At 56.2% G+C, this 2296-nt stretch carries 4 protein-coding genes and 1 pseudogene; 2 read left to right on the forward strand and 3 right to left on the reverse strand.

What is annotated here, in order from left to right; all coding sequences use genetic code 11:
* Positions 1–519 precede the first annotated feature (519 nt).
* Together ENZ74_RS29590 and ENZ74_RS34555 are read left to right on the forward strand one after the other, a co-directional pair.
* The gene (locus tag ENZ74_RS29590; RefSeq protein WP_027161395.1) at positions 520–1287 is read left to right on the forward strand and encodes a Stf0 family sulfotransferase; all 768 of its coding nucleotides are present in this window, start codon (positions 520–522) and stop codon (positions 1285–1287) included.
* A 202-nt stretch (positions 1288–1489) separates the two neighbouring features.
* On the forward strand, positions 1490–1657 hold the full coding sequence (locus ENZ74_RS34555; RefSeq protein ID WP_158515803.1) for a hypothetical protein: 168 nt from the start codon (positions 1490–1492) through the stop codon (positions 1655–1657).
* On the opposite strand, the pseudogene ENZ74_RS35440 reads toward ENZ74_RS34555, so the two are convergent.
* From ENZ74_RS35440 to ENZ74_RS29600, 3 genes and pseudogenes are all read right to left on the reverse strand, one after another.
* A pseudogene (locus ENZ74_RS35440) lies at positions 1624–1730 on the reverse strand (transposase); the annotation flags it as partial. The gene ENZ74_RS34555 and the pseudogene ENZ74_RS35440 sit on opposite strands and share 34 nt — an antisense overlap.
* 9 nt (positions 1731–1739) lie before the next feature.
* The gene (locus ENZ74_RS29595; RefSeq protein ID WP_013529710.1) at positions 1740–2135 is read right to left on the reverse strand and encodes a hypothetical protein; all 396 of its coding nucleotides are present in this window, start codon (positions 2133–2135) and stop codon (positions 1740–1742) included.
* Positions 2136–2149: 14 nt separating this feature from the next.
* Positions 2150–2296 (reverse strand): lysozyme inhibitor LprI family protein (locus ENZ74_RS29600; RefSeq protein ID WP_127313211.1); only part of this gene is annotated, 147 nt, incomplete at its 5' end.

Below are 2296 nucleotides of genomic sequence, written 5' to 3' on the forward strand. Positions count from 1 at the left end.
TTATAGGTGACGCCAGGCTTCAGCTTGTCGCATTCCCTGGGAGCGGTTGTCTTGCAGCCGGCCAGCACCGAAACGGCGATGGCGGCCAAAAAGACGTTTCTCGAGACAGTAAACATAAGACGTTCTCCTTGATGAACCATGTTTGGACACATCACTTGGTCGCGCCTCGGGTGAATTGGTTCACAAAAATAGTGATGGCGGCGAAAACAACCCTCACGGTTATTCGACAGAGGACACTCCTGGGCAGGCGCAGCAATCGCGTGGCGACGTGTCGGCGACGGCGAACACGCCCACGATGACGATGGCGGCCGATGCGGCGTCCTAGATGAATTGCGTGGTCATCTGGTCTAGAATCCAGCCAAAGCCCTGGTGATGCCGACAAGATGGCAACGAAGATCACGGCGGCAATAAGCTGAGCACGGTGTTCCTGGACCTGGGGCGGGAACGCAGCACTGATTTGGGTTGAAGATAAGCGGGCCTTGCGGCATGCGTTCCGGGACAAGGTGAAGTGAGGAGTTTATGCGGGGCGTTGCGATTCTTACAGAGGGAAGAAGCGGTTCGAACTGGCTGGGAAGCCTGACGAACGCAACTGGCCTGATGGGACGGTCGGAGGAATGGCTTGATCCGGCCTATCTACGTTTCGATCCCCGCACCTATGATGATCTTGAAAAAGCGGTCATCGAGAAAGCGTCGACCGACAACGGGCGGTTTGCGATCAAGTTGTTTCCGCGCCATCTGGCCTGGTGTAAGGAGAAATTCGGAAAGGATTTTCTATTCGAGATTCGAAGAAAACACGGCTTGGAATTCATTTTGTTGGAACGTCGCGACCGAATTCAGCAAGCTATTTCGTTCTACCGAGCTAGGATGTCTGGAGTGTGGACGAGCCGGCACGAAGGGAAAGTCAATCCGCGCTCTGTTCCTTATAGCTTCGCCGACATCAGCCAAGCGTATTTCCAGATTGATCGAAGCTATGCGTTCTGGAGGTCCTACCTACAACTTGCGGGGCTGGATTGTCGTCAATTCGTCTACGAAGATTTGCAGCAAGACCCACGGCCCTATCTGGAAGCTGTGGCGGATTATATGGGCGTCCAGGTCCCGGAAGACACCGCCAATTCGAGATTCACTGTTCAACGGGACAGCCTCACGGAAGAATGGATAGTGCGCTTTCGTGAGGACGCAGCGGCCAAGGGCGCCATTGAGGGCATCGGGGAGATGGCGGTGCCAAGAACGCTCGACAATATCGCCCGCTTTGCCCTGAAACGGCCCCTGATCCGAAAGCGCTTCTAGAGGCAGGTACTTTCTTCGGGGAAATTCGATGATCGTTGCAGCTGGCTCGGTTCCAGCGCTCGATGCCCCGGCTCTTCCTCCAGAACACCTGGAGTAAATCGCGCCGGTCAACCGTCTGCCCGCAGTAATGATCTTCTTCCGGGATGTCCTGGCCGCCGTGCAGCTTGCTGGGAACGGCGGGCCAGGGTCAGATAGTTTCGTCATGTCGCTCGAACCTGCCATTGCGGCAAAAAGTTCCGGAACCATCCTTCAAGCTGATGGAATCGCGGATCGCGTGTGCAGGATCGGCATTTCCCGGCTGTTCGCCGAGGTAGAGCGGTTCGCATTTGGGTTGACTTCTAGCCTGCGCCTGGCGCAACGCCGCATGTAGTGCTTGAAGTTGGCGAAGGGTTTCTCGATTGGGTTGAGGTCCGGACTATAGGGGGCAGGAAGGAGAGCCTCGCGGAGCCAGCCTACTGGTCATCGTCATCGTTATTGTCTGGATTGTCGACCAAACATCCCGCGCCGTGACACCCTTGGTAATTGCCTTGAGTGTCGAAATTCGGATTGCCATCCTTGTCGTAACTCGGCCTTGGATCGATGTAGCTGTCGTCCTTTCGACGCGCTTCCTTGCGATCCTTGTCTCTCTGTTCTTGCGCGGCCATGCGATCCAATGAGCGCTGCTCATCTTCTGAACGTTGTGAGGTCTGTTGCATCATGCAGTCGGCAAACCTGTTGGTTCCTGGCCTGTAGCCGTAAGACGCGCACTGTTGCTGATCCATTGCGCGCTGATCCTCAGCGCTGACGCAACCGGCAACCGCCAACGGCACAAGCGCGATCAGCACATATCTCATCTTGAAATTCGGCATTTTGTCACTCCAGATTATTCTGATGGCACCGGGCAAGAGAGGTCACCCTCCTGGCAGTTCAGGTAGGCCTTCAACTGCCTGGTGCGGGCCTTGGTCAGGTCAGCCTGACAAGCAGCGGCAACCATCGGCGCCGCGGAGCCACCATCGTCACCGCTGGATTG

Source organism: Mesorhizobium sp. M7A.F.Ca.CA.002.15.2.1 (assembly GCF_003998715.1).
GTDB lineage: Bacteria > Pseudomonadota > Alphaproteobacteria > Rhizobiales > Rhizobiaceae > Mesorhizobium > Mesorhizobium ciceri.